The organism is Micromonospora sp. NPDC005161, from assembly GCF_053599855.1.
Genome location: NZ_JBSFYQ010000047.1, coordinates 23,450 through 47,286, shown reverse-complemented (window position 1 = coordinate 47,286; position 23,837 = coordinate 23,450). Strand labels below are relative to the sequence as shown.

Annotated in this window: 27 protein-coding genes and 1 tRNA gene; 24 read left to right on the top strand and 4 right to left on the bottom strand. The window is 72.4% G+C overall.

The window, feature by feature from the left end:
* Positions 1-444: 444 nt before the first annotated feature.
* The 9 genes from fdh to ACWD5O_RS31205 all read left to right on the top strand — a co-directional run bounded on the left by fdh (position 445) and on the right by ACWD5O_RS31205 (position 11,308).
* On the top strand, positions 445-3,717 hold the full coding sequence (gene fdh, locus ACWD5O_RS31245; RefSeq protein ID WP_450087547.1) for a formate dehydrogenase: 3,273 nt from the start codon (positions 445-447) through the stop codon (positions 3,715-3,717).
* Positions 3,710-4,687, top strand: a complete 978-nt coding sequence (locus tag ACWD5O_RS31240) for a 4Fe-4S dicluster domain-containing protein (protein WP_450087550.1) — start codon at positions 3,710-3,712, stop codon at positions 4,685-4,687. Before fdh ends, ACWD5O_RS31240 begins: the two co-directional genes overlap by 8 nt.
* A complete protein-coding gene (gene nrfD / locus ACWD5O_RS31235) occupies positions 4,684-5,817 on the top strand; it encodes an NrfD/PsrC family molybdoenzyme membrane anchor subunit (protein ID WP_450087546.1) in 1,134 nt (377 codons plus the stop codon). Before ACWD5O_RS31240 ends, nrfD begins: the two co-directional genes overlap by 4 nt.
* A 38-nt stretch (positions 5,818-5,855) precedes the next feature.
* Positions 5,856-5,951, top strand: a tRNA-Sec gene (locus ACWD5O_RS31230).
* A 22-nt stretch (positions 5,952-5,973) separates the two neighbouring features.
* Complete coding sequence (selA, locus tag ACWD5O_RS31225; protein WP_450087545.1) at positions 5,974-7,278, top strand: L-seryl-tRNA(Sec) selenium transferase; 1,305 nt, start codon at positions 5,974-5,976, stop codon at positions 7,276-7,278.
* A gap of 2 nt (positions 7,279-7,280) precedes the next feature.
* The gene (selB, locus tag ACWD5O_RS31220; RefSeq protein WP_450087544.1) at positions 7,281-9,035 is read left to right on the top strand and encodes a selenocysteine-specific translation elongation factor; all 1,755 of its coding nucleotides are present in this window, start codon (positions 7,281-7,283) and stop codon (positions 9,033-9,035) included.
* Positions 9,036-9,471: 436 nt separating this feature from the next.
* The gene (locus tag ACWD5O_RS31215) at positions 9,472-9,669 is read left to right on the top strand and encodes a hypothetical protein (RefSeq protein ID WP_354968277.1); all 198 of its coding nucleotides are present in this window, start codon (positions 9,472-9,474) and stop codon (positions 9,667-9,669) included.
* 83 nt (positions 9,670-9,752) lie between these two features.
* On the top strand, positions 9,753-11,030 hold the full coding sequence (locus ACWD5O_RS31210) for a hemolysin family protein (RefSeq protein WP_354968278.1): 1,278 nt from the start codon (positions 9,753-9,755) through the stop codon (positions 11,028-11,030).
* 92 nt (positions 11,031-11,122) lie between these two features.
* Positions 11,123-11,308: a hypothetical protein gene (locus tag ACWD5O_RS31205; protein ID WP_089022156.1), complete on the top strand. Its 186-nt coding sequence runs from the start codon at positions 11,123-11,125 to the stop codon at positions 11,306-11,308.
* Between the two features lie 3 nt (positions 11,309-11,311).
* Here the strand turns inward: ACWD5O_RS31205 and ACWD5O_RS31200 are convergent, their stop codons facing one another.
* The gene (locus tag ACWD5O_RS31200; RefSeq protein WP_354968279.1) at positions 11,312-11,962 is read right to left on the bottom strand and encodes a hypothetical protein; all 651 of its coding nucleotides are present in this window, start codon (positions 11,960-11,962) and stop codon (positions 11,312-11,314) included.
* Positions 11,963-12,095: 133 nt separating this feature from the next.
* Between ACWD5O_RS31200 and ACWD5O_RS31195 the strand changes: the two genes are divergently transcribed.
* Positions 12,096-12,302, top strand: a complete 207-nt coding sequence (locus ACWD5O_RS31195; protein ID WP_450087543.1) for a hypothetical protein — start codon at positions 12,096-12,098, stop codon at positions 12,300-12,302.
* Here ACWD5O_RS31195 and ACWD5O_RS31190 read toward each other — a convergent pair.
* From ACWD5O_RS31190 to ACWD5O_RS31180, 3 genes are all read right to left on the bottom strand, one after another.
* The gene (locus tag ACWD5O_RS31190) at positions 12,299-12,775 is read right to left on the bottom strand and encodes a hypothetical protein (protein ID WP_450087542.1); all 477 of its coding nucleotides are present in this window, start codon (positions 12,773-12,775) and stop codon (positions 12,299-12,301) included. The two genes, ACWD5O_RS31195 and ACWD5O_RS31190, sit on opposite strands and share 4 nt — an antisense overlap.
* Positions 12,772-12,984 (bottom strand): hypothetical protein, encoded by a 213-nt coding sequence (locus ACWD5O_RS31185; protein ID WP_007460364.1) that lies wholly within the window; start codon positions 12,982-12,984, stop codon positions 12,772-12,774. Before ACWD5O_RS31185 ends, ACWD5O_RS31190 begins: the two co-directional genes overlap by 4 nt.
* A gap of 71 nt (positions 12,985-13,055) precedes the next feature.
* The gene (locus ACWD5O_RS31180) at positions 13,056-13,937 is read right to left on the bottom strand and encodes a universal stress protein (RefSeq protein ID WP_450087541.1); all 882 of its coding nucleotides are present in this window, start codon (positions 13,935-13,937) and stop codon (positions 13,056-13,058) included.
* 115 nt (positions 13,938-14,052) lie between these two features.
* Between ACWD5O_RS31180 and ACWD5O_RS31175 the strand changes: the two genes are divergently transcribed.
* From ACWD5O_RS31175 to ACWD5O_RS31110, 14 genes are all read left to right on the top strand, one after another.
* Positions 14,053-14,607 (top strand): SAM-dependent methyltransferase, encoded by a 555-nt coding sequence (locus ACWD5O_RS31175; protein WP_450087540.1) that lies wholly within the window; start codon positions 14,053-14,055, stop codon positions 14,605-14,607.
* On the top strand, positions 14,495-14,800 hold the full coding sequence (locus ACWD5O_RS31170) for a hypothetical protein (protein ID WP_450087549.1): 306 nt from the start codon (positions 14,495-14,497) through the stop codon (positions 14,798-14,800). The genes ACWD5O_RS31175 and ACWD5O_RS31170 overlap by 113 nt, the downstream gene beginning before the upstream one ends.
* An 81-nt stretch (positions 14,801-14,881) precedes the next feature.
* The gene (locus ACWD5O_RS31165) at positions 14,882-16,060 is read left to right on the top strand and encodes a PP2C family protein-serine/threonine phosphatase (RefSeq protein ID WP_450087539.1); all 1,179 of its coding nucleotides are present in this window, start codon (positions 14,882-14,884) and stop codon (positions 16,058-16,060) included.
* 56 nt (positions 16,061-16,116) lie between these two features.
* Complete coding sequence (locus ACWD5O_RS31160; RefSeq protein WP_354968286.1) at positions 16,117-16,581, top strand: MarR family winged helix-turn-helix transcriptional regulator; 465 nt, start codon at positions 16,117-16,119, stop codon at positions 16,579-16,581.
* 296 nt (positions 16,582-16,877) lie between these two features.
* On the top strand, positions 16,878-17,510 hold the full coding sequence (locus ACWD5O_RS31155) for a CDP-alcohol phosphatidyltransferase family protein (RefSeq protein ID WP_450087538.1): 633 nt from the start codon (positions 16,878-16,880) through the stop codon (positions 17,508-17,510).
* Positions 17,507-18,448, top strand: a complete 942-nt coding sequence (locus ACWD5O_RS31150) for a DUF881 domain-containing protein (protein WP_450087537.1) — start codon at positions 17,507-17,509, stop codon at positions 18,446-18,448. The genes ACWD5O_RS31155 and ACWD5O_RS31150 overlap by 4 nt, the downstream gene beginning before the upstream one ends.
* Positions 18,445-18,777, top strand: a complete 333-nt coding sequence (locus ACWD5O_RS31145) for a small basic family protein (protein ID WP_007460356.1) — start codon at positions 18,445-18,447, stop codon at positions 18,775-18,777. Before ACWD5O_RS31150 ends, ACWD5O_RS31145 begins: the two co-directional genes overlap by 4 nt.
* An 8-nt stretch (positions 18,778-18,785) precedes the next feature.
* Positions 18,786-19,793, top strand: a complete 1,008-nt coding sequence (locus ACWD5O_RS31140; protein ID WP_450087536.1) for a DUF881 domain-containing protein — start codon at positions 18,786-18,788, stop codon at positions 19,791-19,793.
* 60 nt (positions 19,794-19,853) lie between these two features.
* Complete coding sequence (gene gcvH / locus ACWD5O_RS31135) at positions 19,854-20,234, top strand: glycine cleavage system protein GcvH (protein ID WP_089020879.1); 381 nt, start codon at positions 19,854-19,856, stop codon at positions 20,232-20,234.
* Positions 20,235-20,451: 217 nt separating this feature from the next.
* On the top strand, positions 20,452-20,904 hold the full coding sequence (odhI, locus tag ACWD5O_RS31130) for an oxoglutarate dehydrogenase inhibitor Odhl (RefSeq protein WP_007071101.1): 453 nt from the start codon (positions 20,452-20,454) through the stop codon (positions 20,902-20,904).
* A 50-nt stretch (positions 20,905-20,954) separates the two neighbouring features.
* Entirely contained in the window at positions 20,955-21,656 is a 702-nt protein-coding gene (gene ftsR, locus ACWD5O_RS31125) for a transcriptional regulator FtsR (RefSeq protein WP_354968312.1), read from the top strand.
* 185 nt (positions 21,657-21,841) lie between these two features.
* On the top strand, positions 21,842-22,306 hold the full coding sequence (locus ACWD5O_RS31120) for a bifunctional nuclease family protein (protein WP_007460347.1): 465 nt from the start codon (positions 21,842-21,844) through the stop codon (positions 22,304-22,306).
* 195 nt (positions 22,307-22,501) lie between these two features.
* Positions 22,502-23,083, top strand: a complete 582-nt coding sequence (locus tag ACWD5O_RS31115) for a MerR family transcriptional regulator (RefSeq protein ID WP_450087535.1) — start codon at positions 22,502-22,504, stop codon at positions 23,081-23,083.
* A gap of 355 nt (positions 23,084-23,438) precedes the next feature.
* Positions 23,439-23,837 carry a group I truncated hemoglobin gene (locus ACWD5O_RS31110; protein WP_450087534.1) on the top strand — a complete coding sequence of 133 codons (399 nt, stop codon included), beginning with the start codon at positions 23,439-23,441 and terminating at the stop codon, positions 23,835-23,837.

Here is a 23,837-nt window from a genome sequence, read left to right as displayed (position 1 = left end):
CTGGTCGCCCAGCACTGGAACAGCTGACCCCACCGCACACTGACCGCTGGCCGGCACCCCCACCCCGGGTGCCGGCCAGCGGCATACCCACGACCAGATCTTGGACAGTTCCCGTCACCCGCGAACGGAAACTGTCCAAGATTCGCAGGTCACGACGGGGGCGCCGGGCGGGGGAACAAGGGCGGGCCGCGGCTGGTTGTGGACAGTGTCGGTGTGATCCAGTGTCCCCGGGCCTCACCTAACATCGCCCTCGCGGAATACCGTTCGGCTGGAACCGCGTCGCACCACTCGCCGAGAGGCGACCTGCACACCGACACCAACGCCGCCCCCAGCCCACCAGCCGGGGGCGGCGTTGTGTGCGTCAGTTGCCGGTTCCTCGGTTCGCGAACATGCCTCGGTTGACCTATGTTCATGGGGTCGCTCGCGTGGGAGGGGGTGTCGGGGATGGGTCTGCGGACCTTCATCGAGGGTTGGCCGGTCTACCGGCAGCTCACCGGCACGGACCCGCTGGGTCGGGGCGCTGCGGCGCAGTCTGCCCGCTCGGCGGAGTTGACCGCCCGCACCGAGGACGCCGACAGCGTGGCCCGCTCGGTCTGCCCGTACTGCGCGGTGGGTTGCGGTCAGCGGGTGTTCGTGAAGGACGGGCAGGTCACCCAGATCGAGGGCGACCCGGACAGCCCGATCTCGCGGGGCCGGCTCTGTCCGAAGGGTTCGGCCAGCAAGAGCCTGGTGACCAGCCCGTTGCGGCAGACGAAGGTTCGCTACCGCCGGCCGTACTCCACGCAGTGGGAGGATCTGGAGCTCGACACCGCGCTCGACATGATCGCCGACCGGATGCTTGCCGCCCGCGCGCAGACCTGGGAGGACGTCGACGGCGAGGGCCGGCCGCTCAACAGGACGCTGGGCATCTCCAGTCTGGGTGGGGCGACGCTGGACAACGAGGAGAACTACCTCATCAAGAAGTTGTTCACCGCGATGGGGGCGCTCCAGATCGAGAACCAGGCCCGTATTTGACACTCCGCCACCGTCCCCGGTCTGGGGGCCAGCTTCGGTCGTGGCGGTGCGACGGATTTTCAGCAGGACATCGCCAACGCTGACGTCATCGTCATCCAGGGTTCGAACATGGCCGAGGCGCACCCGGTGGGCTTCCAGTGGGTGATGGAGGCCAAGCGTCGGGGCGCGAAGGTCTTCCACGTCGACCCCCGCTTCACCCGGACCAGCGCGGTGGCGGACGCCTACCTGCCGATCCGGGCGGGCACCGACATTGCCCTGCTGGGCGGGGTGGTGCGGTACATCCTGGACAACGAGCTGGACTTCCGGGAGTACGTGCTGTCGTACACCAACGCGGCGACGATCGTCAGCGAGCAGTTCACCGACACCGAGGAAGGCGACGGGTTCTTCTCCGGCTTCGACCCGGCGACTGGCAGCTACGTGCAGGACAGCTGGCAGTACGAGGGGCACGAGGACTCGTCCGGCAGCGGCCACACCGCGAAGGAGCGGGACTCCGCCGCCGGCCTGCGCCATGAGTCGCACGGCGCGGAGGTGGGCGGGCAGACCCGCCGCGACGAGACGTTGCAGCACCCACGCTGCGTCTACCAAATTCTCAAGCGACACTTCGCCCGCTACACACCCGAGATGGTCGAGCGAGTGTGCGGCATCCCGCAGGAGAAGTTCCTCGAGCTGGCCGAGGCCTGGACGCGGAACTCCGGCCGGGAACGCACCGGGATGCTGATCTACTCGGTGGGCTGGACCCAGCACAGCGTGGGCGTGCAGTACATCCGCACGGGCGCGATCATCCAGCTGCTCCTGGGCAACATGGGTCGCCCGGGCGGTGGGGTGATGGCGCTGCGCGGGCACGCCAGCATTCAGGGCTCCACTGACATCCCGACCCTGTTCAACCTGCTGCCCGGTTACCTGCCGATGCCACACCACGCCGACCACCCCACCTTCGACGAGTGGGTGGACAGCATCCGGCACCCGGGGCAGAAGGGCTTCTGGGGCAACGCCCGCTCGTTCGCGGCGAGCCTGCTCAAGGCGTACTGGGGTGAGGCGGCGACGCCGGAGAACGACTTCTGTTACGGCTACCTGCCGCGGATGACTGGCGACCACGGCACCTACCAGCAGGTGCTGAACATGATCGACGGGAAGATCAAGGGATACTTCCTGCTCGGGCAGAACCCGGCGGTCGGCTCGGCGCACGGGCGCGCCCAGCGCCTCGGCATGGCGAACCTGGACTGGCTGGTCGTCCGCGACCTGTTCATGATTGAGAGCGCGACGTTCTGGCAGAACGGCCCCGAGGTGGCCACCGGCGAGATCGTCCCGGAAGAGTGCCGTACCGAAGTGTTCTTCCTGCCCGCGGCCTCGCATGTGGAGAAGGAGGGCAGCTTCACGCAGACGCAGCGGTTGCTGCAGTGGCGGGAGAAGGCCGTCGAACCGCCAGGCGACGCCCGTTCCGAGCTGTGGTTCTTCTACCACCTCGGCCGAAAGCTGCGGGAGAAGCTGGCCGGGTCGGAACTGCCACGCGACCGGGCGCTGCTCGACCTCACCTGGGACTACCCCACGCACGGCCCGCACGCCGAGCCGAGCGGCGAATCGGTGCTGCGCGAAATCAACGGGTACGACGTGTCGACCGGCCGCCCACTGTCCTCGTTCGGCGAGGCCCGCGCGGACGGCTCCACCGCGATCGGCTGCTGGATCTACACCGGTGTCTACGCGGACGGGGTGAACCAGGCGGCCCGGCGCAAGTCTCGCCACGAGCAGGACTGGGTGGCCGCGGAGTGGGGTTGGGCGTGGCCGGCGAACCGTCGCATCCTGTACAACCGGGCGTCGGCCGACCCGGACGGCAACCCGTGGAGCGAGCGCAAACGCTACATCTGGTGGGATCCGGACAAGGGCGAGTGGACCGGCTACGACGTGCCGGACTTCGAGAAGACCAAACCACCGTCGTACCGGCCGCCCCCGGGTACGTCCGGCACCGAGGGCATCGCCGGCGACGACCCGTTCGTCATGCAGGGCGACGGCAAGGGCTGGCTGTACGCGCCCAGCGGGGTCCTGGACGGGCCGTTGCCCACGCACTACGAGCCGGTCGAGTCGCCGGTGCGTAACCCGCTCTACCGGCAGCAGTCCAACCCGACCCGCAAGATGTACGCCCATCCGGCCAACTCGGTGAACCCGAGCCCGCCGCAGGAGCACAGTCAGGTCTTCCCGTACGTGTTCACGGTCAGCCGGCTCACCGAACACCACACGGCCGGCGGCATGAGTCGGACGGTCCGTCCGCTGGCCGAGCTGCAACCGGAGATGTTCGTCGAGGTGTCGCCGGAGCTGGCCGCCGAGGTCGGGTTGACGCACCTGGGCTGGGCCCACCTGATCAGCGGCCGCGCCGCCATCGAGGCGAAGGTGCTGGTGACGGACCGGTTGACGCCGTTGCGGGTGGACGGGCGGATCATCCACCAGGTGTGGTTGCCGTACCACTTCGGCTTCGAGGGCCTGGTGACCGGCGACTCGGCCAACGACCTGTTCGGGATCAGCCTCGACCCCAACGTCCTGATCCAGGAGAGCAAGGTCGGCACCTGCGACGTCCGGCCCGGCCGCCGGCCCACCGGCCCGGAGCTGCTCGACCTGGTGGCCGAGTATCAGCGGCGGGCGGGAATCACGCCGGGCCGCAACGCCCCGGTGATCACCACCGACAGCGACGGGGAGGGGCGCGGTGATTCCTGACCCGAACAGCCTGTACGGGCCGCTGGATCCGGCACCGGACGCCGGTTGGTCGACCGCGCCGCCCCGGATGGGGTTCTTCACCGACACCAGCGTCTGCATCGGCTGCAAGGCCTGCGAGGTGGCCTGCAAGGAGTGGAACGGGGTGCCCGGCTCCGGCCTGGACCTGCTGGGCATGTCGTACGACAACACGGGCGCGCTGACCGCGAACTCGTGGCGGCACGTCGCGTTCATCGAGCAGCCCCGCCCCGACGTGCTCGGCACTCCCATCGCCCCGGGTGGTCCTCGCGGTGACAGTGGTCCTCGCGGTGACAGTGGCACCCGCGGCGACGGCCGGGGGCCGGAGTTCCTCGGGATGCCGGGTGCGCAGCCGCCGGGTCGGGGCACCGGCGCGGAGCAACGCACCGATTTCCGCTGGCTGATGATGTCCGACGTGTGCAAGCACTGCACCCACGCCGCGTGCCTGGACGTGTGCCCGACCGGCTCGCTCTTCCGCACCGAGTTCGGCACCGTCGTGGTGCAGGAGGACATCTGCAACGGCTGTGGCTACTGCATCTCCGCCTGCCCGTACGGCGTGATCGACCAGCGCAAGGACGACGGTCGGGCCTGGAAGTGCACGCTGTGCTACGACCGGCTCGGCGCGGGCATGACCCCGGCGTGTGCGCAGGCGTGCCCGACCGAGTCGATCCAGTACGGGCCCCTCGACGAGCTGCGGGAGCGGGCCGCCACACGGGTCGCGACGCTGCACGAGCGCGGAGTACCCGAGGCACGGCTGTACGGGCATGACCCGAACGACGGGGTGGGTGGTGATGGGGCGTTCTTCCTGCTGTTGGACGAGCCGGAGGTGTACGGGCTGCCGCCGGACCCGATCGTGACGACCCGCGACCTGCCGGCCATGTGGAAACGCGCCGGGCTCGCCGCACTGGCCATGGCGGCGGCCACCGTCGCCGCGTTCGTCGGAGGTTCCTCGTGAGTCCGCACCACCCGGAGGTGGGCGACCTGTTCCGCCGCTTCCGCGACCGGCTGGACCGGCCGGAGACGAGCATCCAGGGCCGGCCGGGCGCCGCCGACGCGGACGTGACCCCGCAGCCGCAGCGCAACGCCGAACACAAGGGTCGGCGTGGTGGTCGTCGCGGCGGTGGCGAGGAACTGCGGGTGCCGGAGGCCGAGTTCACCTCGTACTACGGCCGGCCGGTCCTGAAGGCGCCGGTCTGGAAGTGGGACATCGCCGCGTACCTGTTCACCGGCGGGCTGGCCGCCGGCTCGTCGCTGCTCGCCGCGGGCGGGCAGCTCACCGGCCGACCGGTGCTGCGCCGGGCCGGCCGGGTCACCGCGCTGGCCGCCGTCAGCGCCAGCGCCGTCTTCCTGGTCCGGGACCTGGGCAGGCCGGCCCGTTTCCACCACATGCTCCGGATCGCCAAGCCCACCTCGCCGATGTCGATGGGCACCTGGATCCTCACCGCCTTCGGGCCGGCGGCCGGGGTCGCCGCGATCGCCGAGGCCTCCGGCTGGCTGCCCCGGCGCGGGCTGCTCGGGCTGGTCCGCCGGGCGCTGCCGCCGGTCGGGCACGCGGCCGGGCTGCTCGCCGCCGGCACCGCGCCCGCGCTGGCCACGTACACCGGGGTGCTGCTCGCCGACACGGCCGTGCCGTCGTGGCACGAGGCGTACCCGGAGCTGCCGGTCATCTTCGCGGGCAGCGCCCTGGCCAGCGGCGCCGGCGTGGGTCTGCTCGCCGCGCCGCCGGCCGAGGCTGGGCCGGCCCGCCGGATGGCGGTGGCCGGCGCGGCCATGGAACTGTACGGCGCGCACCGGGTGGAAACCCGCCTCGGACTGCTCAGCGAGCCGTACCGGCGGGGCCGGCCTGGTCGGTTGCTGCGCGCCGGTCGGCTGCTGACCGCGGCCGGGGTGGCCGGCGCTCTGGTCGGCCGGCGCAGCCGGGTGGTCGGCGCGTTCTCCGGTGCCGCTCTGCTGGCCGCTTCCGTCGCGACCCGGTTCGGCATCTTCTACGGCGGCGTCGCGTCCGCCCGCGACCCCCGCTACACGGTGGTGCCGCAACGCGAGCGGCTCGAAGCCCGCCGGACCGAGGGCGGATCTGTCACCTGACCGGGCGGTCCCGCCCGCGCTGTGATCGAATGTCCGATGGAGGCGTTCAGGCGGCTGGTGCCCCTCCCGGTCTTCAAAACCGGTGTGGTCCGGGACCCGGGCCAGGCGGGTTCGATTCCCGTCCGCTTCCGCCAACAGGCGGCAGGAGATGACGCGATGGGCGACGGCCCGGTGGACCCGCGGCGCCGGGTGCCCCGCACCGACACGCTGCTCGCCGACCCGCGGCTGGCCGCGGCCACCGCGACGCTCGGCCGGGACCGGGTGAAGGCGGTCGTCGGCCGGGCGCAGGAGCGGGCCCGCCGCGGCGAGATCGGCCCCGACGAGGTGCGTGACGCGGCCGTCGCCGCGCTGCCCGCACCCGGCCCCCGCGCGGTGCTCAACGCCACCGGCGTCGTGCTGCACACCAATCTGGGTCGGGCGCCGCTGTCGCCCACCGCGGTCGCCGCGATCGTGGCCGCCGCCGGGCACACCGACGTGGAGCTGGACCTGAGCACCGGGCGGCGGGCCCGCCGCGGCCGCGACGCGCTCGACGCGCTGGCCGCTGCCGTACCGGACGCGGGCGCCGTGCACGTGGTCAACAACGGCGCCGCCGCCCTGGTGCTGGCCGCCACCGCGTTGGCCGCCGGCCGGGAGATCGTGGTCAGCCGGGGCGAACTGGTCGAGATCGGCGACGGTTTCCGCCTGCCCGACCTGCTGGAGAGCACCGGCGCCCGGCTGCGGGAGGTGGGCACCACCAACCGCACCACCCTCGCCGACTACGCGGCCGCGCTCGGCCCGAGCACCGGCTTCGTGCTCAAGGTGCACCCGTCGAACTTCCAGGTCACCGGCTTCACCTCGGCCACCCCGGTACGGCAGCTGGCCACCCTGGGTGTGCCGGTGGTCGTCGACATCGGTTCGGGGCTGCTCGTCCCGGATCCACTGCTGCCCGACGAGCCCGACGCGGCCGGCACGCTGCGCGCCGGCGCCACGCTGGTCACCGCCAGCGGCGACAAGCTGCTCGGCGGCCCGCAGGCGGGGCTGCTGCTTGGCGACGCCGAGCTGGTCGACCGGCTGCGCCGCCATCCGCTGGCGCGGGCGTTGCGCGTGGACAAACTCACCCTGGCCGCGCTGGCCGCCACTCTGCAGAGCCCGGACACGCCGACCCGGCTCGCGCTGCACGCCGACCCGGGGGTCCTGCGTGAGCGGGTGGAGCGGCTGCGCGACCGTCTCGGCGTGGACGGCCGCAAGGCGGAGGTGGTGCCGGCCGTCGCCGTGGTCGGCGGTGGCGGCGCTCCCGGGGTGGAGCTGGACTCCTGGGCGCTGAGCCTGCCCGAGCGGTACGCCGCTCCGCTGCGCACCGGCGACCAGCCGGTGCTCGGCCGGGTGGTGCGTGGCCGGCTCCTGCTCGACCTGCGCTGCGTACCCGCCACGGATGACGAGACGGTCCGGGCGGCCGTGCTGCGCGTACCCGGGGACGACTGACCGTGTTCGTCGTCGCCACCGCCGGGCACGTCGACCATGGCAAGTCGACACTGGTCCGCGCGTTGACCGGGATGGAGCCCGACCGGTGGGCCGAGGAACGCCGCCGGGGGATGACCATCGATTTGGGTTTCGCCTGGACGACTCTGCCGTCCGGCGGCACGGTCGCGTTCGTCGACGTACCCGGTCACGAGCGATTCGTGCCGAACATGCTCGCCGGGGTCGGCCCGGTGCCGGCGGCGCTGATCGTGGTCGCCGCCGACGAGGGGTGGATGCCGCAGTCCGCCGAGCACCTGGCGGCGCTGGACGCGCTCGGCGTCGCGTACGGCCTGCTGGCGGTGACCCGCGCGGACCTGGCCGATCCGGGGCCCGCGACGGCCCGGGCCCGGGCCGAGATCGCGGCGACGAGTCTCGGCGCGGTGGAGACGGTGGCGGTCAGCGGGCTGACCGGCGCCGGCCTGCCGGAGCTGCGCGCCGCCCTGGACCGGCTCGCCGCCGGGCTGCCGGCCCCTACGGTGGATGACCCGGTCCGGCTCTGGGTCGACCGCAGCTTCACCGTGCGGGGCAGCGGCACCGTGGTCACCGGCACGCTCGGCGCCGGCCGCTTGCGGGTTGGTGACGAGTTGGAGCTGGCCGGCAGTGACGAACCGGTCCGGGTACGCGGCCTGCACTCGCTCGGCCAGGCCCGTCCCGAGGTGGCGGCGGTGGCGCGGGTGGCGGTCAACCTGCGCGGTACGCCCCGCGACCGGCTCGCCCGCGGCGACGCGCTGCTCGCCCCGGGTCGGTTCCACCGCAGTGACCTCGTCGACGTCCGGCTCACCAGCGACCCGGCGGCCGACCTGCCGGCCACCCTCACCCTGCACGTGGGGTCGGCGGCGGTGCCGGTGCGGGTCCGCCCGCTCGGCCCGGACACCGTGCGGCTCCGGTTGGCCCGCCCGCTGCCCCTGCTGGTCGGTGACCGGGCGCTGCTGCGCGATCCGGGGCGGCACCAGGTGGCCGGTGGGGTGCGGGTGCTGGACGTGGCCCCGCCGCCGCTGGTCCGCCGGGGCGCCGCCGCCGCCCGCGCGCAGGTCCTCGCCGACCTGGACGGCCGACCCGACCTGGCCGGCGAACTGCGCCGCCGCCGACTGGTCCGGTCCGGCACGCTGGTCCGGATGGGCGTGCCGGTGCACGCCGCGCCGGTGGCTGGCGACTGGCTGGCCGATCCCGGGCACTGGCGGCGACTCGGCGACCAGTTGGCCGAGGAGGTTGCCCGCTACGCCCGGGAGCACCCGCTGGAGCCGGGGGTGCCGGTGGACGCCCTGTGTCAGCGTCTCGCACTGCCCGACCGGGTGCTGGTCGAGGCGCTGGTCCGGCCGCCGCTGCGGATCCACGCGGGCCGGGTCGGCGAGGCGAGCGCCGGCGCGCTGCCTGAGCCGGTGGCGCGGGCCGTGCAGCGGGTCCGTGCCGAGTACGCCGACCGGCCGTTCCGCGCCCCGGAAGCCGATCGCCTCGTGGACCTGGGCCTGGGCCCCCGGGAGATCGGGGCCGCGGTGCGCGCCGGCGCGTTGCTGCGGCTGGCCGACACTGTCGTGCTGCTCCCCGACGCGCTCGACGACGCGGTGCGGGTGCTGGCCGGGCTGCCCCAGCCGTTCACCCTCTCCGCGGCCCGGCAGGCGTTGGACACCACCCGCCGGGTGGCGGTGCCGTTGCTGGAGCTGCTCGACCGGCGGGGTGCGACCCGCCGGCTGCCCGACGACGCCCGGGTCGTCGTCACCTGAGCGGCTCGTTCGGCCCACGAGCCGCGTGCTCTGCTCACGATGCGCGCACGCCGCAAGCCCGTTGGTGACGCGGTGTGCGGCGGTGGCGATGCCGCGCCCGCCTGGTCGCGTCCCTTTGCTCTGCTTCACCCGGCGCAACAGTTACGTTCCGTCATGCGACGCGATGTCGCCTCGGTTGCGTTGATTCGGTCTTCCTGCACTTCGGACCTGGTGTTGCGTCCTGTTAAGCAGAGCAAAGGATACGGAGTAGGCCCGGCGGTGAAACTCGAGACTGACATAGCGTTACGCCGACGTGGCCGACGCCGCAGATCGTGCCGCGTGACCTTCCGCGCGTGATTGAGGGCTGATCGGATTGCGGCGGGCTGCCAGGGTGTGGGGATGGCCGAGCCGTCCCCAACCGGCCACCACATCTCCGAACGTCACCTACGGTGACGCCATGGACCCTTCGGCGGTCTGGCGGGATCGGCAGCACCGGTGGCGGATCGAGGCGTACCGCGCCCCGGACCTGCGGTTCGCCATCTACGCCACCAACGGCCCCACCGAGTCCGCCCCGCTCTGGTTGTTCGGCATGTCGGCGCTGGCGCGGTGGCTGATGACCCACGCCATCTCCCTGGACGACCTGGACACCGACTGAGCGGGCGCCGGCCGGCAGGAAACCGGACCCACAACCGGCCCCGCTGCGGTTGAGTGGCCTGAGGCGGGGGACGGGGGTACGCGATGGGCGCTCAGCTGGGGCAGTTGGTGCTGGTGGCCGTGCTGGTACTGATCAACGCCGCGCTCTCCGGTAGCGAGATGGCGCTGGTGACGCTGCGCGAGGGGCAGCTGCGGCGGTTGGGCCGGCGGACCCGCGCCGGCGACCGGCTGGTGCGGCTCTCCCGCGACCCGAACCGCTACCTGGCCACCATCCAGCTCGGCATCACCCTGGCCGGGTTCCTCGCCTCGGCGGCCGCCGCGGTGTCGCTGGCCGAGCCGCTGGTCGCCCCGCTCGGCTTCCTCGGCGCGGCGGCCCGCCCCGCCGCGGTGGTGCTGGTGACGGTGGCGCTGACGTTCGTCACCCTGGTGATCGGTGAGCTGGCCCCGAAGCGGTTGGCGATGCAGCGGGCGGAACGCTGGGCGCTGCTCAGCGCCGGCCCGCTGGACCTGCTCGCACGGCTGTCCCGGCCGGCGGTGTGGCTGCTCAGCCGGACCACCGACGCCGTGGTCCGGTTGGCTGGTGGCAATCCGAAGGCCAGCCGGGAGGAGACCAGCGAGGAGGAGTTGCGCGAGATGCTGGTCAGTCAGCGTGGCCTGTCGGCCCAGCAGCGGGAGATCCTGACCGGAGCGTTCGACATCGCCGGGCGGACGCTGCGGGAGATCCTGGTGGCCCGGCGGGAGGTGACCGCGCTGCCGGCCACCCTGGCCGCCGGCGAGGGAGTACGACGGCTCGCCGTCGCCGGGCGGTCCCGCGCGCCGGTCATCGGTCCCGGCGGCCTGGACGAGGTGATCGGTGTGGTGCACATCCGCGACCTGGTGCGGGCCGGCGACGGCACGGTGGGGGAGCTGGCCCGCCCGCCGCTGTTGCTGCCGGTCACGCTGCCGGTCGCCGACGCGCTGCGCCAGCTTCGTCTGGAGCACCAGCAGCTGGCCCTGGTGGTTGACGAGCACGGCGGCATCGACGGCATGGTCACCCTGGAGGACCTGCTGGCGGAGGTGGTCGGCGAGTTGTACGACGAGACCGACCGGGACGTGCACGAAGTCGTTCGCGAGCCGGACGGGTCGCTGCTGGTGCCCGGTGACTTTCCGCTGCACGACCTGCCCGACCTGGGGGTGCGGTTGAGCTTCCCGCTGTCGCGGGAGTACACGACGGTGGCCGGGTTGGTGCTGGCCCGGCTCCGTCACCTGCCCGGCGAGCCGGGGGAGACCGTCCGGCTGCCCGGGCTGACGCTGGAGGTGGTGGAGGTCGCCGACCGGGCGGTCCGCCGCGTGCGGCTGCGCGGGTTCACCGAGGAGCGTTGACTGGCCGGCCGGCCTTTCGGGGCGCCACCCGGACGGGGGACAACCCCGTCGAATCCGCCCACGGCGGATGTCTCCCGCATACGGTGCGATACGTGAAGGACCGAGGGTTTCGTACGTTCGTCACGGTGCTGGCCGGCCTCGCGGTGATCTACTTCGGCACCGCCGGCCGCAGCCCCGAGGAGGGCCGGGGCATCTCCGGCGGGCTGGTGGTGCTGGCGCTGCTCGCCGCGCTGCTGGTGTGGCACCTGACCCGGCCGGGCGACAAGACCGTCAAGTGAGCCTCAGCCGGTGGCGGCGCGGGTGACCTCACCGGCGGACTCCTCGCCGAGCGCCACCCGTACCAGCGCCGAGGCGAGCCGGCCGAAGTCCCGCTCGGCGACCAGCCCGGCCAGCCCGTCCGGTGAGCCCGGCAGGCCCAGCCGCTTCGCCCCCGCCAACGCCCGGCGGTCGACGTACGGGCGCAGGTCGGACCAGACCGTCTGCGCCTCGCGCAGGTAGATGTCCGCGCCGGTGGGCCCGATGCCGGGGAACTCGGTGAGCCGGCGACGCAGGCCGGCCGGGTCACCGCGGGCCTCCGCGTGCAGCCGCCGCAGGTCGCCGTGCCAGCGGTCCAGGCACAGGCGGGCGCCGGTGCCGAGCATGGTGGCCGTCCGCTCGTCGTAACGGCGGTAGTGGCCCCGGCCCAGCGCGTCGACCCGTTGCTGCCAACTGGCCGCCTCCATCGCCTGCGGTGTGCGGTAGCCGGCCGCGAACAGCTCCCGCGCCGCGTCCACCGCCACGCAGGCACGGATCCGGGTGCTCAGCAGGGTGGTCAGCACCAGCAACTGGTACAGCGGCCCGGGTCGGTCGGCGAGCCGGATGCCGGCGTCCTCCGCGTAGGTGTGGCTCCTGCGGTCCAGCAGGACCTGCGCCACGGTTCGGTCGTTGCCCACGTCCGACGGGTACCCGCCCCGTGGACGGCTAGCCTTCCCGCCGGTGACCGGGTCCGGAATGCCGCCGGGTCGGGCGGGTATGCGTTCGGTGGAGGCGGTCGATGCCGCCTGCCATACCCGGAGGGAGACACCCGTGGTCAACCCGCAGCAGGAGGAGCTCCGGCGCAACGCCAAGGGAGCCACCAGTCAGAACAGCAAGGGGCCCAACCCGACCGGACACCCGCTGAATCGCGGCTCGTCTCGTGAAGACGCGGGTCGGCCGGTGCCCAAGGGCCAGGTGTCGCCGTACGGCCCGACCGGTGAGCCGACCGCCGACGACGACAGCGACAACCGGATCTAACGACCGCCACGTGACGGCCGCCGCAACCTGTTCCAGGTGGCGGCGGCCGTCAGCCCGTACGCCAGGTGCGGGACGATGTCGGCGATCCAGTCGGAGCGCCGCCAGGTGCGCGGGTTGCTGATGCCCAGCGCGGTGATCGACCCGTCGGTCATCGTCATCACGCCGGCGCCGAGCACGCCGGTGGCCACCGGCAGCGGCTGTCGCCGGCCACGGGCATAGAGCGCGAACGCGACGCCGGCGGCGACGCCCAGCCCGTAGCCGACCAGGGCCCCGAGGCCGGAGCGACGGTTCGTCGCCGGGGCCCCGGATCCCAGCTGTACGTGCGCGATCCTCGCCAGCCGGTCGACGGTCTGCTCCGGGGTGCTGCTCGCCGGTCGCGCCCGCAGGGCAATGTCCAGGTAGCTGACCACGTTGAGCGCGGTGCTGCCGACGGCGCCCGCGATGGCGCCGTCGGCCAGGTCGGCCCTCCTCACTTCGGGTCGCCTGGTTCGCGCTCACTCTTGGGGCCGTACGTGCGCTCGCCGCGCACCACGCCCCGTTGACCGCGATCCTCCTGCAGGATCCGGTTGGCGACCTGGTTGGCCTTGCCGTCGGGCACCCGCCGTCCGGAATCGTCGATCGCGTTGCGCATCCGCGCCCGCTGCTTGTCGTAGGCGTTGCTGCCCGGCCGTGGTCCTGGCATCTGCTGCCTCCTTCGTCGCCGTTGGCGTACCGCGGCCGTCTACCCGTCTGGCCGCGGGCCAACCCCGGGTGTCAGCGGGGACCGCGCACCACGGCGACGGGGCACCGCGCGTGGTGCAGCACCGACTGGCTCACCGACCCCAGCAGCAACCCGGTCACCTCGCCGCGCCCCTGCCCGCCGACGACCACCAGTTGGGCCGAGCCGGATGCCTCGGCGAGCACGGTGCCGGCCCGGCCGTGCACCGCCCGCCAGGTCAGCCGCAGCCCGGGACAGCGCTCGGTCAGCCCGGCCAGCGACTCGGTGAGCACCCGCTCCTCCTCGCCGTGCAGCCGCGCCTCGTCGTACACCAGGGGTTGCATGTCACCGGGGCCGGTGCTGGGCGGATGCCGGTAAGCGTGCACCGCCAACAGCGGCACGTCGCGCGCCACGGCGGCCTCGGCGGCGAACTCGGCGGCGAGCCGGGACGCCGCCGAACCGTCCATCCCGACCAGCACCGGCTCGTCGGGACGTTCCGCGCCGCGGGCCACCAGCACCGGGCAGTCGGCGTACGCGGCGACCTGCACCGCCACCGACCCGACCACCAGCGAGGCGAATCCGCCCAGCCCGCGGTCGCCGAGCACGATGAGCGCGGCGGTGGGGGATTCGCCCACCAGCACCGCGGAGGCCTCGCCGTCGATGATCTCGCCGGAGATCGACAGCCCGGGTGCGGTGGCTTCGGCCTCGGCCACGGCGGCGGCGACGAGTTCCTCAGCCTGGTGGCGCAGCCCGCCGCCGGGGGGAGCGTCCGGGGCGGGGGAGCCCGGCACGCGTAGCAGTGGCCAGATGAACCCGTGCACCACGCGCAGCGGCCGGTGTCGGCGGGCGGCCTCCGTGGCGGCGAGGCGGACCGCGCGCAGGGACGGCTCCGAGCCGTCCACGCCGACCACCACGGCCGCGCTGTGCGCCGAGTTCACCGGGCCACCTCCCGCCGGGACCAGTATCGCGGCGGGGACGGTCCGACGGAGCGATACCGCCCAGAGCGTCCGGGTCGGTACGCTGGCGACGACCAGCCGGGAGGGAGCGTCGTCGATGGGTGAACCGGACCAGCCGAGCACGGCCCGCATGATCGACTTCTGGCTCGGTGGGGATCACCACTTCCCGGTCGACGTGGCCGCCGCGACCGCGTTCGAGCAGGCGTACGGGCCGTGCGCGCCGGTGTTCCGGGAGCTGTGGGCCTTTCTCGGTCGGGCGGTGCAGGCCATCGCCGGGCAGGGCGTCGACGGGTTCCTGGTCTTCGGCGCGGGAGTGCCCACGATGGGCAACGTGCACGAGGTGGCCGCCGAGGCCACCGTGCTCTACACCGACGTCGACCCGGTCACCATCCGGCTGGGGCAGCGCATCCTCGCCGGCAGCGACCGGGCCGGCTACGGCTTCGGGGACGCCACCGACATCGGCACCGTCGACCCGGCGCAGCTGCACCGCTTCGTCCCGGGCTGGGGCCGCCGGGCCGGTCGGGGTGATCTTCCTCGGGCTGGCGGCGTTCCTCGACGACGACACGCTGGCCCGCACCCTCGACGAGCTGTACGCCGCCGCGGCGCCGGGCAGCATGCTCGCCGTGGACTTCGACACCGAGGAGCTGGCTGATCATCCGGAGGCGCTGGCGATGATGGGACCGACCTTCCGGATGCGCGCGCCGTCCGCGTTCGCGCCGCTGCTGGGTCGGTGGGCGCCGACGGCGGACGGCATCGTCCCGGTCAACCGGTGGCGGCCGGACGGCCCGCCGGCACCGGTGCCCGACGCGTTCCACGGCGTGCTGGCCACCCGCGGCGACGACTGACCTCCGGCGACCGCGCCGACTGGCGGTCCGTGGGCGTCCGTATGATGCTTGCCCTGTAGCAAGCTTCTGGAGAGGACGACCATGGTGGACGCCCCGGACGTGGTGTCGCGTGCGCTGCGCGAGGCCCCGCCCGACCAGCTGGCCGAGGCCGCGGACCGGGCGATCCGCTCGGCAATCAAGGCGGTGCGCACCGACGTGTTCGTCGCCGACTACCGGATCAGCGGGCTCTGGCCGGTGCTGGATCCGGACCTGCCGGCGGCCGGGTTCCTGGCCTGCCACACCATGGCGCAGCGCTGTTTCAGCAGCCAGCAACCGGTACGCGACGCCGCCGAGGAGGGCCCGTGCCGGCTCTACCTGCCGCTGACGGTGTGGGGGGAGCGGCTGGGCGTGCTGCTGATCGAGCTGCCGGCCGTACCGGGCCCGGCCGTCACCGGCGTCGGCACCGACATCGCCGGTGCCCTGGCGATGGCGATGCGGGCCGCGGACCGGGGGACCGACCGGTACCGCCGGGCCCGACGCCGCGAGCGGCTGACCATGGCCGCCGAGATGCAGTGGGACCTGTTGCCCGGGCGCAGCGTGGCGCATCCCGCATTCCATCTGGCTGGCCAGCTCGAACCGGCGTACACCGTCGGCGGGGACCACTTCGACTGGTCACTGGACAGTGACCGGCTCACCGTGACGGTGCTCAACGGCGAGGGCAGCGGCCTGGCCGCGTCGCTGCTGACCGCGGTCACCGTGAACGCGATGCGCAACGCGCGCCGCTCCGGCGGTGGCCTCGTGGAGCAGGCGGAACTGGCCTCGGACACGGTCTTCTACCAGCACCGGGGTCGCCGACACGTGGCCACCCTGCTGCTGGAGCTGGACACCGGCACCGGGCGGGTACGGGCGGTCGACGCCGGGTCGCCGCGGATGTTCCGGCTGCGGGGCGCGGTCGTGGAGCCGCTGAAGCTGGAGCAGCAGCTGCCGCTCGGCATGTTCGCCGAGACTCGCTATGAGCTGCAGGAGTTCCAGCTCGCACCGGGTGACCGCGTCTTCGTGGTCAGCGACGGGGTGTGGGCCGCCGAGCCGGCGGGCCGGGAGCCGTACGGGCAGCGGGTGATGACCCGTTCCCTGCGCGCCACGCGGTTGCAGCCCGCGACCGAGGCGGTTGGTACGGTGATGCGCGAACTGCATGCCTACCACGTGGACTCCGATCTGCGCGACGACGCCGTCGTGGTCTGCCTGGACTGGCACGGTCCGCGCGATCGGGACGGCGGGTGAAAGTCGCCGCCGCTCCATCGGGCGGGCACCAGCGCGACGACGGCAGGGGACATCGGGTGGAGCGACCTGCGGATCTCGCCTCGGCGATCGACACGGCGGCCGAGACGCTGATCGCCGTGCTCGAGTCGGCGGCGTCGCGACACCAGGTGCCGCCGACCCAGTTGCGGGTCCTGACGCTGATCAGCAGCCGGGCCGAGACCAACGTCAACCGGTTGGCGGAGCTGCTGGACGTGGTGCCCTCGTCCGCCAGCCGCCTCTGCGACCGCCTGGAGGCGACCGGGCTGCTGCGCCGGGTGGCCGATCCACGGGACCGGCGCGAGGTGCGGTTGGTGCTGACCGCCGCCGCGCAGACCCTGCTGCGGGAGTTGGCCGAACGGCGGCAGCACGCCGTGCAGGTCGTACTGGACCGGATGTCGCCGCGGGTGCAGCACGACCTGCTGCTGGCGTTGCTGGCGTTCGGTCGGGCGGCGACCCAGGCGGTGCCGGAGCAGCAGACCGACTCCGCGGTACGCACCGCCTGACTCCGCGCCACGCCCTTCCACTAGTATCCTAGGACGCTCTTCACGTGGTGATCCACGCCACAGTGCCGCAGAGCCGCGCCGAACGGCGGGCCGCGGCACCCGGGGCAGGGGCGCGAGCCCGATATAGTGGCAGCGCACTCACCCGGCCCGTGATCATCGAGATCGCGGGCCGTGTCAGGGAAGAGGTCCCGTCCGGGGCCGCAGGGAGAGCCGGCGGTGGCCGGCCCGACAGCGCGTACGACCTCCGCCGCGCCCGACGTCGGCCGGGCGTCGGAGCGTGCCGCGGAGGAGGTTCGGTGTCGCGTCGGCCGGCTCGGGCAGAGCATCCGCGAGACACCGGTGACCAGACTCCCGGTGACCAGGTGCTCACCCTGCCCAACCTGATCAGCTTCGGGCGACTGCTGGGCGTGCCGCTCTTTCTCTACCTGTTCCTGGTCGCCCGTGCCGACGTGGCGGCGCTCGTCGTGCTGGCCATCGGTGGCACCACCGACTGGGTGGACGGCTGGATCGCCCGCCGGCTGCGCCAGGTGAGCAGACTCGGGGAGTTGCTCGACCCGCTCGCCGACCGGCTCTACATCCTCGCCACGCTGCTCGCCTTCACCGCCCGGGAGGTGGTGCCGTGGGAGTTCACCGCGGCGCTGCTGGCCCGGGAGTTGCTGCTGCTCGGCTCGCTGGGGGTGCTGCGCCGCTACGGGTGCGGGCCGCCGCCGGTGCACTACGTGGGCAAGACCGCCACCTTCCTGCTGCTCGCCGCGTTCCCGGTGCTGCTGCTGGCCACCGCGTCGACCGGTGTGGCGACCGCGGCCGCCGCGATCGGCTGGGGGCTGGCCTGGTGGGGGCTGGTGCTCTACTGGGTGGCCGGCGGAATGTACGTGGTGCAGGCGGCCCGGCTGGTGCGCGCGGCACGCGACCCGGGAGCGACAGCGTGAGTGCGCCGCGGGCCGGGGGCAACCGGCCGGAGCGGGTGTACGCGCCGGACTTCCTCACCGAGCTGTTCCGCAACCCGCTCGACCCGGGGTACGCCGACGCGGCGGCCGCCAGGCGGTCGCGTCCGCCCGAGGCGTCGCGGGGGTGGCGGGCCTGGCCGGCGCGTTCGGTCAGCCTGGTCGTGGTGGTGGTGCTGGGCTTCCTCTTCGCGGTGGCGTACCGGCAGACGATGGCGGACGAGCCGGGGCGCAGCAAGGCACGCTCCGGGCTGGTGGCGCAGATCAAGGAGCGGGTGAGCGAGACCGACCGGCTCTCGGCACGCGCCGACGAGCTGCGCGAGGAGGTCAGTCGGCAGCGGGACGCGGCGTTGAGCGGTTCGGCCGCGGCGCGGTTGCGCAACCTGGAGGCGAGCACCGGGCTGGGTCGGGTGCGCGGGGACGGCGTGGTGGTGCGGCTGGCTGACGCGCCGGGTAACCAGGATGTGGTGACCGGCGCGGGCGCGGGGCCGCCCCGGGTGCTCTACAGCGACCTGCAGGGGGTGGCGAACGCGTTGTGGAGCGCGGGCGCGGAGGCGATCGCCATCAACGGGCAGCGGTTGACCTCGACGTCGACGATCCGGTTGGCGGGTGAGGCGATCCTGGTGGATTTCCGGCCGGTGACCGGGCCGTACGAGGTGTCGGCGATCGGCCCGGGCTCGTTGCAGCGGCGGTTCGAGGACAGTCGGAGCGCGGACCTGATGCGCGAGGTCGCGCAGAAGACCGGTCTGTCGTTCGGTGTGCGGGAGGCGGAGGACCTCACCCTGCCGGCGGCGCCGGAGCCGCAGCTACGCTACGCCAAGCCGTCGGTCAGTCCGAGCCCTTCCGCGTCGGGTGTCCGGTCCGGCAGTCCTGGGTCGTCCGGTTCGGGGACGACCGCTAGCCCCTCCGGAGGTGGCCGATGATCGCGGTGCTGGCGTTGCTCGCCGGTGTGGTGCTCGGCGTGTGGCTCGATCCCACGGTGCCGGCGGCGTTGCAGCCGTACCTGCCGATCGCGGTGGTGGCCGCGTTGGACGCGGTGTTCGGTGGGGTGCGGGCGAAGCTGGATCGGATCTTCGACGACAAGCAGTTCGTGGTGTCGTTCATCTCGAATGTGCTGGTCGCTGGTCTGATCGTGTATCTGGGTGACCAGTTGGGGGTGGGCGGGCAGTTGTCCACCGGTGTGGTGGTCGTGCTCGGGGTGCGCATCTTCGGCAACGTGGCGGCGATCCGTCGGCACCTGTTCCGGGCGTAGGTTTGTCAGTGATGAGCGATGAGCAGACCGACACGGGTACCGGGTGGCCGCAGCCCGCGGGTCCGGTGCGCCCGGGTGGGCCGGCGGGTGAGCCGGATCCGCGACCGGACGCGCCGGATCCGGACGAGTTGAGCCCGTTGGCGCCGCAGGGGCCGGCGGAGCGGGAGCCGGAGCAGGAGCAGCTGGCCGAGGCGTCCAGGGTGGCGCCGGTCGACGAGGGCGCGACGGTGGACCTGAGCGGTGTGTCGCGGTCGGACGGGTCGACGGGGTCGGCTGAGGAGCCGGTGGCGCCGGCGAGGTCGCTGGCGTGGGGTCGGTTCCGGTGGAGCACGGCCGGGGTGATGATCGTGGCGCTGTTGGCGTTGCTGGGCTTCACGCTGGTGGTGCAGTTCAAGACCACGTCGACGGATCCGACGCTGGGGGCGACGCGGCAGGAGGACCTGGTGCGGATCCTGTCGGACCTGGATGCCCGGGAGAACCGGTTGCAGCAGGACATCCGGGCGTTGGAGGACAGCCAGCGGCAGTTGCGTTCGGGTGAGCAGGGTCGGCAGGCGGCGTTGGACGAGGCGACGCGGCGGGCGGACGAGTTGGGCATCCTGGCGGGCACGTTGCCGGCGACGGGGCCGGGGTTGACCGTGCGGTTCGACGCTGGCGGCGGTAAGCCGATCTCGGCGAACCAGGTGCTGGACGCGGTGCAGGAACTGCGGGGCGCCGGTGCGGAGGCGATGCAGATTTCCGGGAGTGATCGGGCGACGGTGCGGATCATCGCGTCGACGTACTTTCTGGATGGGGAGAGCGGGTCGTTGGTGGTGGAGGGGCGTCGGTTGGCGGCGCCGTTCACGATCACGGTGATCGGTGACCCGGCGACGATGCGTACGGCGTTGAACATTCCTGGTGGGGTGGTCGCGTCGGTCCAGGGTGTCGGCGGTAACGTGACCGTTGAGGAGCGTGGGGTTGTCGAGGTTTCGGCGCTGCACGCGCCGATCAAGCTGGATCACGCCCGTCCGGTCTCCTGACCGGCGCGGCCGCGCCGGGCCCGGGTGGTCCGGGGCACCGATGGATGAAGGACGCGTCTGGTGATTCCCGAGGATCTGCGATACACCGCCGAGCACGAGTGGGTGGCGGGTGACGGCACCGGTTCTGTTCGGGTCGGCATCACGCACTTCGCGCAGGACGCGTTGGGTGACATCGTGTACGTGCAGTTGCCCGAGGCGGGTGCGGTGGTTGCGGCCGGTGACTCGTTGGGTGAGATCGAGTCGACCAAGAGCGTGTCGGAGATCTACGCGCCGGTGGCCGGTACGGTGGCGGCGCGTAACGAGGCGCTGGGTGACACGCCTGAGCTGATCAACACGGAGCCGTACGGTGCGGGTTGGTTGGTGGAGATCACCCCGAATGATCCGACAGCGGTGGACGGGTTGCTCACGGCGGGCGCGTACCGCAAGATCACCGAAGGCTGAGTGTGCTTGATCCGGTGCGTGGGATGTCTGCGCGCGTCCGGTTGCCCTGCATTTCGGCGCTGGCTAGGCTCGCCCAGTCGACCGAGAAGAACCCAAGTGTTGAGCGTTGCGGAATTGCCTTCCCGGGCACGGGGAGCCAGCCGCCGGGTGTTCGAGTGCCCGGCGGCCAGACCCGCCATTACCCGACGCCAACCGAACAGATCCGTGAGGTGGTCCCATGACGCGCCCAGACGACGAGTTCCCCCCGCTCGACGTCACTTCGACGCTCAATCTCGGTTCGCTCGACGAAGTGCTGGAGGGGCCGGACACCGATGTGGTGCCGAGCCGGATGTCCGGTTCGTTGCCGCCGGGTATGGCGCTGCTGGTGGTTCGTCGCGGCCCGAATGCGGGTGCCCGGTTCCTGTTGGACCACGATGTGACGACGAGTGGCCGGCACCCGGACAGTGACATCTTCCTGGACGACGTGACGGTGTCGCGGCGGCACGCTGAGTTCCACCGGGACGGTGGCACGTTCACGGTGCGGGACGTCGGCAGCCTGAACGGCACGTACGTGAATCGTGAGCGGGTCGAGGCGGCCACGCTGAGCAATGGTGACGAGGTTCAGATCGGTAAGTTCCGGGTGGTGTTCATCGCCGGTCCGCGCCCGGAGGAGGAGGCCGGCCGGGGGTGAACGAGCCTGCGGCCTCCACGCCACCCGGGGCGGCCCGGTCCCAGCCGCTGATGAGCATCGGTGAGGTGCTGGGGCAGTTGCGGGTGGATTTCCCGGACACGACGATTTCGAAGCTGCGGTTCCTCGAGGCCGAGGGGCTGGTCGAGCCGCAGCGGACTGCGGCGGGTTACCGGAAGTACAGCTGGGACGATGTGGCGCGGTTGCGGTTCGTGTTGACCGCGCAGCGGGACAAGTACCTGCCGTTGCGGGTGATCCGTGAGCAGTTGGCCGAGTGGGACTCGTCCGGTGAGCAGCCGGGGCGGTCGCGGCCGGCGTTGGTCGCGGTGGGGCCCGATGGCGCTGTGCCGGGTCGGGAGTCGGCGGAGCCGGCCGAGTCGTCGCAGGTGCGGCTCGGCCGGGCTGATCTGGTCGCGCGCAGTGGGATCGACGAGTCGACGTTGGTCGAGCTGGAGCGTCTGGGTGTGCTGGTGTCGGATCCGCCGGGGTGGTATGACGGCGACGCGTTGATCATCGCGTCGGCGGTGGCGGGTTTGGCGGCGTACGGGTTGGAGCCGCGGCATCTGCGGGGTTATCGGACCGCGGCGGACCGTGAGGTCGGGTTGTTCGCGCAGTTGGTGGCGCCGTTGGCGCGGCAGAGTGATCCGGCGGCGCGGGCGCGGGCGGCGGAGACGGCGCGGGAGTTGGTGGCGTTGTCGGAGCAGTTGCACGCCGCGTTGGTGCGGGTGGGGTTGCGTTCGACGTTGGGTCGGTGAAGGGGCCCGGCGGGTGGCGGCTGAGCGGAAAGATCTCTTCCGGGAAGCGTGCCGTAGGCTTGCCGGGGTAACCCCTTTCTGGCGCGGGCGTGGTGCCGTAGCGCATGGGACGGCCGTGTCGCGGTCCGTGTACCGTGCAGGGAAGGGCGCGGTGCGGCGTAGGTGACAACGACACGGAGGCGGCGGTGCGCGAGCTGAGCGTGGTCGGAGTTCGGGTGGAGCTGCCCAGCAACCAGCCGATCGTCCTGCTCAGGGAGGTCGAGGGGGACCGCTATCTGCCGATCTGGATCGGCGCGGTCGAGGCCACGGCTATCGCTTATGAGCAGCAGGGGGTCAAGCCGGCCCGACCGTTGACGCATGATCTTCTGCGGGACGTGTTGGCGGCGTTGCAGGCGCCTCTGCAGGCGGTGGAGATCACCGAGCTCAAGGAGAACGTCTTCTACGCGGATCTGTTGATCGGCGACGGGGTGCGGGTGTCGGCGCGGCCGAGCGATTCGATCGCGTTGGCGTTGCGGGTCGGTGCGCCGATTCGTTGTGCCGAGCAGGTCCTCAGCGAAGCGGGGATCGTCATCCCGGATGAGCAGGAGGACGAGGTGGAGAAGTTCCGCGAGTTCCTGGAGCAGGTGCGTCCGGAGGACTTCGCGGGCTGAGCCGGTCTTCCCGGCCCTTCACGAGGCGTCACTGTGGGTGATCCTTGGCGCTTCTGGTGATCTTTCTCGGTGGCTGCGCGGCGTGTCGCGTCGGGTCCTCTGTGGTAAGCCCTGACGGTGGCGATAGGGTTGCCGTGTCGAGGGGTGCGCGTCTCGGAAACGACGCGTCGCCGCACTGACGGGGAGGTTGTCCGGATGCACGAGCCGCAGGATCCTAATCCGGGTACGGAGTTGGACGAGTCGGGTGTGGCCACTGAGGGTGACGGTTCGGTGGGCTACCGGGGTGTGACGGCATGTCACGCGGTGGGCATCAGTTACCGGCAGTTGGATTACTGGGCGCGGACGGCGCTGGTGGTGCCGAGCGTGCGTGACGCCTCGGGTTCGGGGACGCAGCGGTTGTACTCGTTCCGCGACCTGGTGGTGTTGAAGGTCGTGAAGCGGTTGTTGGACGCGGGGGTGTCCCTGCAGAACATCCGCAAGGCGATCGAGGCGCTGCGGTCGCGTGGGGTGGGGGACCTGGCCGACATCACGCTGATCTCCGATGGGACGACGGTGTACGAGTGCCGGTCCCCGGAGGAGGTGGTCGACCTGTTGCAGGGTGGTCAGGGCGTGTTCGGGATCGCGATCGGTGGGGCGTTCAAGGAGATCCAGGGTTCGTTGTCGCATCTGCCGGCGGAGCCGGCGACGAGCGGCCCGGTGGAGCCGGTGGCGGCGTCCGGGTCGGATCCGGTGGGCGACGAGTTGGCGGCGCGGCGAGCCCGGCGACGGGCCGGCTGAGCGCTGGTTGGGTCGCCGGGGCTGTCGACGCGCCCGGTTTTCACGTTTAGTTTTTTCGCTGCCGATCGGTGACTGCCTGTCAGGTCGGCGGTTCCTCGCTGCCCGGTGGACACCTTGGTGATCCACAGTGCGTGTCGGGTCGGTTGCCGGTTGTGAACGGTGGCATCGGTCGTGATGACGGTCTGTGTCGGATTGTTGTCGGGCATCCGATAGGGGGGCGCTCGCCGGGCCACGTCGACACGCTATGGTCGCCCACGGTCCCCGGTGTGGCGCCGTGGCATGACGATGTCGCTCCGGTGGTCCGCTGCCCCTCCGCGCCGACCCAGCGCGACTCTCCACCCCGGAAGGAACGACCGTGACGGTTACCGAAGAAGCCGCTCCCGCCTCGCACTACGACCGCATCGGCGGTGCCAGTTCGGTCAAGGCGGCCGTCGAGCTGTTCTACGACAAGGTGCTCGCCGACCCGGACCTGGCGGGCTATTTCGCCGATGTGAACATGCCGGGTCAGCGGCGGCACCTGACGTTGATGTTGACCGCGGTGCTGGGCGGTCCGAACGAGTACGCCGGCCGCGGGTTGGCCGAGGCGCACCAGCCGCTGAAGATCCCGGTGGAGCACTACGTCAAGGTGGGTGAGCATCTGATCGTGACGCTGACCGAGCTGGGTGTGCCGGCGGACATCCTGGCCGACGTGCAGACGGTGCTGGGGCAGGTGCAGGACCAGGTGGTGGCCGCCGGGAACCGTCCGGGCGTCTGA

Excerpts from the sequence above, each read along its gene's own strand:
- selA (WP_450087545.1), top strand. The coding sequence starts at position 5,974 with ATGGGCGACGGCCCGGTGGACCCGCGGCGCCGGGTGCCCCGCACCGAC.
- ACWD5O_RS31215 (WP_354968277.1), top strand. The coding sequence starts at position 9,472 with ATGGACCCTTCGGCGGTCTGGCGGGATCGGCAGCACCGGTGGCGGATC.
- ACWD5O_RS31210 (WP_354968278.1), top strand. The coding sequence starts at position 9,753 with ATGGGCGCTCAGCTGGGGCAGTTGGTGCTGGTGGCCGTGCTGGTACTG.
- ACWD5O_RS31185 (WP_007460364.1), bottom strand. The coding sequence starts at position 12,984 with ATGCCAGGACCACGGCCGGGCAGCAACGCCTACGACAAGCAGCGGGCG.
- ACWD5O_RS31175 (WP_450087540.1), top strand. The coding sequence starts at position 14,053 with ATGGGTGAACCGGACCAGCCGAGCACGGCCCGCATGATCGACTTCTGG.
- ACWD5O_RS31165 (WP_450087539.1), top strand. The coding sequence starts at position 14,882 with ATGGTGGACGCCCCGGACGTGGTGTCGCGTGCGCTGCGCGAGGCCCCG.
- ACWD5O_RS31145 (WP_007460356.1), top strand. The coding sequence starts at position 18,445 with ATGATCGCGGTGCTGGCGTTGCTCGCCGGTGTGGTGCTCGGCGTGTGG.
- odhI (WP_007071101.1), top strand. The coding sequence starts at position 20,452 with ATGACGCGCCCAGACGACGAGTTCCCCCCGCTCGACGTCACTTCGACG.
- ftsR (WP_354968312.1), top strand. The coding sequence starts at position 20,955 with ATGAGCATCGGTGAGGTGCTGGGGCAGTTGCGGGTGGATTTCCCGGAC.
- ACWD5O_RS31115 (WP_450087535.1), top strand. The coding sequence starts at position 22,502 with ATGCACGAGCCGCAGGATCCTAATCCGGGTACGGAGTTGGACGAGTCG.